The organism is Mesorhizobium sp. M7A.F.Ca.CA.002.15.2.1, assembly GCF_003998715.1.
Classification (GTDB): domain Bacteria; phylum Pseudomonadota; class Alphaproteobacteria; order Rhizobiales; family Rhizobiaceae; genus Mesorhizobium; species Mesorhizobium ciceri.
The window spans coordinates 1-7,556 of sequence record NZ_RZPI01000230.1 but is presented as its reverse complement, the minus strand read 5'-3'; the positions used below and the strand labels follow the sequence as shown (position 1 = coordinate 7,556).

Genomic DNA, 7,556 nt, shown 5'->3' with positions numbered 1-7,556 from the left:
CATCCTGGACGAACCGACCGCGGTGTTGACGCCGCAGGAAGCCGACAAGCTGTTCGAGACGCTGGAGCGCCTGCGCTCGGAAGGCAAATCCATCCTCTACATCTCGCACCGGCTCGAAGAGGTCAAACGCATCTGCGACCGCGCCACCGTGCTGCGCCACGGCAAGGTGGTCGGCCATTGCAATCCGCGTGAGGAAACAGCCTCTTCGCTGGCGCGAATGATGGTCGGCAATGAGGTGCAGGCCGTGGTGCGCGCGCCGGTCGAGGGCATCGACAAGGCGCAGCCGCTGCTCGAAATCCGCAATCTCAGCCGCCAACCGGCGACGCCGTTCTCGATCCCGCTCAAGGGCATCAACCTGAACGTCCGCGCCGGCGAGGTGATCGGCATCGCCGGCGTCGCCGGCAATGGTCAGGGCGAGTTCTTCGAATCCGTTTCGGGCGAAGTGCTGCAGCAGGATGCCGCCTCGGTGCGCATTCGCGGCAAGGATTCGGGAAGCCTCACCATCACCGGACGGCGCCTGCTGGGCGCTGCCTTCGTGCCGGAGGAGCGCCTCGGCCACGGTGCCGCACCGCGCATGAAGCTTTCCGAAAACCTGCTGCTGTCGCGCCATGCCACCGACGGCAAGGCGTTCGTCGGTTCCGGCGGAATGGTCAAGAGCGCCGCCATCCAGGCCGCGTCCCAACGCATCATCGAGGCGATGGACGTGCGCAAGAGCGCGCCGGATCCGGAGGCCGCGGCTCTTTCGGGCGGCAATCTGCAGAAATTCATCGTCGGCCGCGAACTCGACCGCCGGCCAAGCGTCATGGTGGTGAACCAGCCGACCTGGGGCGTCGATGCGGGCGCTGCCGCCCACATCCGCCAGGCCTTGATCGAGTTGTCGCGCAGCGGATCAGCGGTGCTGGTGATCAGCCAGGATCTCGACGAGCTGTTCGAGATCTCGGATGCGATCGCGGTCATGCACAATGGCGAGTTGTCGAAGCCGATGCCGATCGCCGAAGCGACCTTCGAGAAGGTCGGCTTGCTGATGGGTGGCGCCGAACCCGGTCACGCCGAACACACGTTGGAGACGGCATGATGCGCCTCGAACTCGTCAAACGCCCGCAGCGCTCCATGCTGTTTTCGGCCCTGTCGCCGTTCATCGCTTTCGCGCTGACCATCATTGCCGGGGCCGTCATGTTCGCACTGCTCGGCGTCAATCCGCTGACTGCGTTCAACATCTATTTCATCGAGCCGATCAGCCAAATCTGGCAGTTGCATGAGCTGGCGATCAAGGCCGCGCCGCTCATCCTGATCGCTGTCGGCCTGTCGGTTTGCTACAAGGCCAACATCTGGAACATCGGCGCCGAAGGCCAGTTCATCCTCGGCGGCATCGTTGGCTCGATGCTTCCAGTACTGTTTCCGCAGTTCGAAGGCCCGCTGGTGCTGCCGTTGATGCTGTTGCTCGGCATGGTCGGAGGTGCGGCCTATGCGGCGATCCCGGCTCTGCTCAAGACGCGCTTCGGCACCAACGAGATCCTGACCAGCCTGATGCTGGTCTATGTCGCGCAACTTTTCCTTGACTGGCTGGTGCGCGGCCCCTGGCGCGATCCGCAGGGCCATGGCTTCCCGCAGACCATCCAGTTCAACGATTCGGCCGTGTTGCCGGAACTGATGCCGGATGCCGGACGGGCAAACTGGGGTTTTGTCTTCGCGCTGGTCGCCGCGGTGCTGGTCTGGATCCTGATGAGCCGCATGCTGAAAGGTTTCGAGGTGCGCGTGCTGGGCTCGAGCCCGCGGGCAGGACGCTTCGCCGGCTTCGGCCTCAACCGGATGGTGTTCTTTGCCTTCCTGCTGTCGGGCGCGCTGGCGGGACTTGCCGGCATCTCGGAGGTCTCGGGCGCCATCGGCCAGCTGCAGCCCGTCATTTCGCCCGGCTACGGCTTCACCGCCATCATCGTGGCGTTCCTCGGCCGTCTCAACCCGCTTGGCATCGTTGCCGCCGGACTGGTGCTGGCACTGACCTATCTCGGCGGCGAAGCAGTGCAGAGCGCGCTCGGCATCTCCGACAAGGTGGCGCGGGTGTTCCAGGGCATGCTTTTGTTCTTCGTGCTCGGCTGCGACACGCTCATCCACTACCGCATACGTCTGGTCGGCCTGGCGCTGACCAAACCGGAAGGCGTGGCCAAACTCGAAGCCGCACCGAAGCTGAAGGAAGCCCGTTGATGGACATCACCGTAAACATCCTTCTGACCATCGCCACCGCGGCAACGCCGCTGCTGATCGCGGCAATCGGTGAGCTGGTGGTCGAGCGCTCCGGCGTACTCAATCTCGGCGTCGAAGGCATGATGATCATGGGCGCCGTCGGCGGCTTCGGCGCAACCTATCTCACCGGATCACCCTGGATCGGCCTTTTGGCGGCCATTGCCATGGGCGCGGTGTTCTCGCTGCTGTTTGCCGTCATGACGCTGTCGCTGGCCACCAATCAGGTGGCGACCGGCCTGTCGCTGACGCTGCTCGGCCTTGGCCTGTCCGGCATGATGGGCACCAGCTTCGTCGGCCAGCCCGGCGAAAGGCTGCCCAACCTCGACATTCCCGGCCTGACGGAAATCCCTGTGGTCGGCAGGCTGCTGTTTGGCCAGGATCCGATCTTCTACATCTCGATCGCACTGACCGCCGCCGTCATGTGGTTCCTGTTCAAGACCCGCACCGGGCTGACGCTGCGTTCGATCGGCGACAGCCACACCTCGGCGCATGCGCTTGGCATCAAGGTCATCCGCTACCGATACCTCGCGGTCATCTTCGGCGGCGCCTGTGCCGGTCTCGCCGGCGGCCATCTCTCGCTGGTCTACACGCCGCAATGGGTGGAGAACATGAGCGCCGGCCGCGGCTGGATCGCGCTGGCGCTGGTGGTGTTCGCCTCCTGGCGGCCATGGCGGGTGCTGGCCGGCGCCTACATCTTCGGCGCGGTATGGATCGGCCAGCTTCATGCACAGGCTTTTGGCATTCCAGTGCCCTCACAGTTCCTTTCTTCGCTGCCCTATCTGGCAACCGTCGTGGTTCTCGTTCTAATCTCGCGCAACAAGCGTCTGACGATGATGAACACGCCGGCTTCCTTGGGGCAGCCATTCGTTCCGGATCGTTGACAACAAAAACAAACGGGAAGCTCCAAGGCTAACTCAGAGAGGTAACACGATGAAAAAACTGCTTATTGCCCTGATGACCACGACCGCCGCCATGTCGCTGGCAGCGACGGCCGAGGCCGCGGACAAGCTGAAGGCCTGCTGGGTCTACACCGGCCCGATCGGCGATTTCGGCTATTCCTACCAGCACGACCAGGGCCGTCTCGAAGTGGAGAAGGCGCTCGGCGACAAGGTCGAAACCGCCTATCTTGAAAACGTCTCGGAAGGCCCCGACGCCGACCGCGCTTTCGAGCGCCTGGCACGCGAAGGCTGCAAGATCATTTTCGGCACCTCCTTCGGCTTCATGGACCCAGAAGTGAAGGTCGCCAAGAAATTCCCGAAGGTGATGTTCGAGCACGCCACCGGCTACAAGACATCTGACAATCTCGGCATCTACAATGCGCGTTTCTATGAAGGCCGTTATGTGCTCGGCCAGATCGCCGCCAAGGAATCGAAGGCAGGCGTTGCCGGCTACATCGTTTCCTTCCCGATCCCCGAAGTGGTGATGGGCATCAACTCCTTCATGCTCGGCGCGCAGTCGATCAACCCGAACTTCAAGGCCAAGATCGTCTGGGTGAATTCCTGGTTCGATCCGGGCAAGGAAGCCGACGCCGCCAAGGCGCTGTTCGACCAGGGTGCCGACATTATTGTCCAGCACACCGATTCGACCGCTGCCCTGCAGGTGGCCGAGGAGCGCAAGCTGCACGGCTTCGGCCAGTCCTCCGACATGATCAAGTTCGCGCCGAACGCGCAGCTGACCTCGCTCACCGACGAATGGGGTCCCTATTACATCAGCCGGGTCCAGGCAGCCCTCGACGGCACCTGGAAGCCGGACAATGTCTGGCTTGGCATCAAGGACGGCGCGGTCAAGCTCGCCCCCTACACCAACATGCCCGACGACGTGAAGGCGATGGCGGAGGCCACCGAGAAGAAGATCGCCGGCGGCTGGAACCCCTTCACCGGGCCGATCGCCAAGCAAGACGGCACGCCGTGGCTGAAGGATGGCGAAGTCGCCGATGACGGCACGCTGCTCGGCATGAATTTTTATGTGAAGGGTGTCGACGACAAGCTGCCGCAGTAAGTAGCGCAAGAGATCGAAATGAGGAGGGCGCCGCGAGGCGCCCTTTTTCATTCGGCGGGCTGCGCTCCGGCTGAGACGCGACGAAATCGCGCCAGGCCAGCATCGACCGCGCGGCCGAGCCAAATCCTCAGCAGCCGCTGTGCGGGTCGTTCGCAGGCGCGCCAGATTGCCCACGAAACGAAAAGCATAAGTGCGCCGCAGCCAAAGGCGGCAAACCATTTGCCGATAAGGGGCGTTGCCGCATTGATGACGAGATAGCCGATGTCCTGGTGCAGCAAATAGAGCGGATAGGTCAGCCCGCCCAGCGCCAGGGTGAGCCCCGATGCCCTGATACGGCCGCGCAGCAGCACCGCACCGATCAAGGCCGCGTGCATGACGACGTTGGCGATGACCAGATTGGCCGACGAAACGGCAATGCCGTAGTGGCCAAGCATCCAGTGCTGCGTCACCGACAGCGTGCCGCAGGAGATCAGGAACGCGGCGGCAAGCAGCAGCATTGCAGGCAGTGAACGGCCATGCGCATGCAGGTGGTGGACCAGCACGCCGGCGGCGAAGAACGGTCCAAACTCGGTGATGAACAGCAGCCTGGCGGCGCCGCTGCCGATGAAGAACTCGTTCAAGGCCGAGATCGCCAGCCAGATCAAGATCAGCTCCAGCTTGCGTTTCTGAAACAGCCCGGTGAGCAGCGCCAGCGTCACCCAGCCGTAGAACACCAGCTCAAGAACGATCGACCAGTAGACGCCGTCCATGAAGGGCTGGCCGAACGCCGGCGCGAACATCGACAGATTGGCGGCATACTGAACGAAAGAGGCCGAAAGCAGCGGCGACCCGGCAAGGAAGACAATCGCGAAGGTGATCGTCATGCAGAGCAGGAAGCCCGGATAGAGGCGAACGAACCGCGCGACCGCAAACTGGTCCCAACTGCGGTTTTCCGCCGACCAGGCAATGACGAAACCGCTGATCAGGAAGAACAGATTGACGCCGAGATAGCCGTAGAGGGCGAACGGTGCCGCAAGCGGATAACCCTCAGCCAGAATGCCCTCGGCAGCCGCGCCGCGAAAGAAATAGTGGAAGAACACGACAGCCATCGCCGCGACCAGCCTGAGCAGGTCCAGCGTCGCAATGTAATTTTGTTCCGCAGGTCTGGTGTTCATCCGCATTTCCCGCATCTACGGTCGGCAAACCATAGAGCGGATCGCGGCTGAGCGGGTTAAGAGGCCTAGATTATCGCCAGATGTAGTAAATTTACGCGGAACGAGGCGTCAGACCGCCGAACCATAGAGGTCATAGGCGTCGGCACGGTCGATCTTGACGGTGACGATATCGCCTTGGCGCAGCGGACGACGCGACTGGATGTGCACCGAGCCATCGATCTCGGGCGCGTCGTATTTGGTGCGGCCCTTTGCCGATGTGCCATGCGCCTCGTCGATCAGCACCGGGAGGCGCTTGCCGACTTTTCTGGCCAGCTGTGTCGCCGAAATCTTCTGCTGACGCTGCATGAAGCGGTGCCAGCGCGCCTCCTTGATTTCCTGCGGGACCTGTTCGAGACCGAGATCGTTGGAGCGGGCGCCGCGGACCGGCTCGTATTTGAAGCAGCCGGCGCGGTCGATCTTGGCTTCATCGAGCCAGTCGAGCAGCATCTCGAAATCGTCATCCGTCTCGCCGGGGAAGCCGACGATGAAGGTCGAGCGGATGGCCAGATCCGGACAGACCTCGCGCCAGCCGCGAATGCGCTCGAGCGTCTTTTCGCCATGCGCGGGCCGGCGCATGTTTTTCAGCACCTGCGGCGAGGCATGCTGGAACGGGATATCCAGGTAAGGGAGGATCTTGCCCTCCGCCATCAGCGGGATGACGTCGGCGACATGCGGGTAGGGGTAGACATAGTGCATGCGCACCCAGATGCCGAGCTTGCCCAGTTCCTCCGAAAGATCGAGGAATTTTGCGCGCACTTCACGGTCGCCGAACATCGACGTCTGGTATTTGATGTCGATGCCGTAGGCGCTGGTGTCCTGCGAGATGACCAGAAGTTCCTTGACGCCAGCCTTGGCCAGTTTCTCAGCCTCACGCAGCACATCGGCCGCCGGCCGCGAGACGAGGTCGCCACGCAGTGCGGGAATGATGCAGAAGGTGCAGCGGTTGTTGCAGCCTTCGGAAATCTTGAGATAGGCGTAGTGACGCGGCGTCAGCTTGACACCCTGCGGCGGCAGGAGATCGATATAGGGATCGTGCGACGGCGGTGCGGCCTCATGCACCGCGGCCATCACGCTCTCATAGGCCTGCGGCCCGGTGATCGCCAGCACATTGGGGTGCTTTTCGCGAATGACGTCCGGCTCGGCGCCCAGGCAACCGGTGACGATCACTCGGCCGTTTTCCGAAAGCGCGGAACCGATGGCGTTGAGCGACTCGTCGCGGGCGGAATCGAGAAAACCGCAGGTGTTGACGACGACGAGGTCGGCGCCGTCATGCTTGCGCGCGATTTCGTAACCTTCGGCGCGCAGGCGCGTGATGATGCGCTCCGAATCCACGAGGGCCTTCGGGCATCCAAGACTGACAAAACTCACGCGGGGAGCGGACATAGAGGGTTTCCGGGCTTTTCAGGATTGCCGGCGCAGTACCACACTTATTGCGGCATTGGTATGGGCAGGCCCGCGATGCGGCAAAACGCACGGCGGTCTTGCTTCGACGGAGTGAAGACGCGGATGTCCGCCAGCTTCAGCCGACCACGTTGTTCACATGTGGCCAGACCTCCACCGCGCCGCGATAGACCATGTCCAGCGCGACATAGAGTATGATCAGCAGGCCGACATAGGCGATCCAGCGGTGGCGATGCAGCAGCTTGGCAATGAAGGTCGCAGCCAGCCCCATGAGCGCGATCGACAGCACAAGGCCGATGACCAGCACCGGAAAATGATCACGCGCCGCTCCAGCCACCGCCAGCACGTTGTCGAGCGACATCGACACATCGGCGACGACAATCTGCAAGGCAGCCTGGCCAAGGGTCTTGCGCTTCGACTTGCCGGCGACTGCTTGGTCACTGTTGAGGTCCGAATTCGACAGCGCCTCGGTCGCTTCCAGCTCATCGGCATGTGACGTGCGCAGCTCGCGGTACATTTTCCAGCAGACCCACAGCAGCAGGATGCCGCCGGCCAGCAGCAGGCCGACGATCGCCAGCAGCTTGACGGTAATTGCGGCAAAACCGATGCGCAGCACCGTTGCCGCAATCACGCCGATGAGGATCGCCTTCTTGCGTTGGTCAGCCGGCAGGCCGGCAGCGGCAAGGCCGATGACGATCGCATTGTCGCCGGCCAGCACGAGGT

7 protein-coding genes are annotated in these 7,556 nt (G+C 62.9%); 4 read left to right on the top strand and 3 right to left on the bottom strand.

Going from position 1 to position 7,556, the window contains the following annotated elements; genetic code table 11:
* From ENZ74_RS14945 to ENZ74_RS14930, 4 genes are all read left to right on the top strand, one after another.
* Nucleotides 1-1,075: ATP-binding cassette domain-containing protein (locus tag ENZ74_RS14945; protein WP_127312840.1), on the top strand; the 1,075-nt coding region annotated here is incomplete at its 5' end.
* Nucleotides 1,072-2,202: an ABC transporter permease gene (locus tag ENZ74_RS14940; protein WP_013531649.1), complete on the top strand. Its 1,131-nt coding sequence runs from the start codon at nt 1,072-1,074 to the stop codon at nt 2,200-2,202. The genes ENZ74_RS14945 and ENZ74_RS14940, both read left to right, overlap by 4 nt.
* Nucleotides 2,202-3,122: an ABC transporter permease gene (locus tag ENZ74_RS14935; RefSeq protein WP_024503273.1), complete on the top strand. Its 921-nt coding sequence runs from the start codon at nt 2,202-2,204 to the stop codon at nt 3,120-3,122. Before ENZ74_RS14940 ends, ENZ74_RS14935 begins: the two co-directional genes overlap by 1 nt.
* Before the next feature lie 49 nt (nt 3,123-3,171).
* Nucleotides 3,172-4,239 (top strand): BMP family ABC transporter substrate-binding protein, encoded by a 1,068-nt coding sequence (locus ENZ74_RS14930; RefSeq protein WP_013531647.1) that lies wholly within the window; start codon nt 3,172-3,174, stop codon nt 4,237-4,239.
* A 47-nt stretch (nt 4,240-4,286) separates the two neighbouring features.
* Here ENZ74_RS14930 and ENZ74_RS14925 read toward each other — a convergent pair whose 3' ends face one another.
* The 3 genes from ENZ74_RS14925 to ENZ74_RS14915 all read right to left on the bottom strand — a co-directional run.
* The gene (locus ENZ74_RS14925) at nt 4,287-5,393 is read right to left on the bottom strand and encodes an acyltransferase (RefSeq protein ID WP_063168007.1); all 1,107 of its coding nucleotides are present in this window, start codon (nt 5,391-5,393) and stop codon (nt 4,287-4,289) included.
* Between the two features lie 108 nt (nt 5,394-5,501).
* A complete protein-coding gene (rimO, locus tag ENZ74_RS14920; RefSeq protein WP_013531645.1) occupies nt 5,502-6,815 on the bottom strand; it encodes a 30S ribosomal protein S12 methylthiotransferase RimO in 1,314 nt (437 codons plus the stop codon).
* Nucleotides 6,816-6,951: 136 nt separating this feature from the next.
* Nucleotides 6,952-7,556 (bottom strand): TerC family protein (locus ENZ74_RS14915; RefSeq protein ID WP_164761038.1); only part of this gene is annotated, 605 nt, incomplete at its 5' end.

Coding starts and splice junctions, on each gene's coding strand:
- ENZ74_RS14930 (WP_013531647.1), top strand. CDS start 3,172: ATGAAAAAACTGCTTATTGCCCTGATGACCACGACCGCCGCCATGTCG.
- ENZ74_RS14935 (WP_024503273.1), top strand. CDS start 2,202: ATGGACATCACCGTAAACATCCTTCTGACCATCGCCACCGCGGCAACG.
- rimO (WP_013531645.1), bottom strand. CDS start 6,815: ATGTCCGCTCCCCGCGTGAGTTTTGTCAGTCTTGGATGCCCGAAGGCC.
- ENZ74_RS14940 (WP_013531649.1), top strand. CDS start 1,072: ATGATGCGCCTCGAACTCGTCAAACGCCCGCAGCGCTCCATGCTGTTT.
- ENZ74_RS14925 (WP_063168007.1), bottom strand. CDS start 5,393: ATGAACACCAGACCTGCGGAACAAAATTACATTGCGACGCTGGACCTG.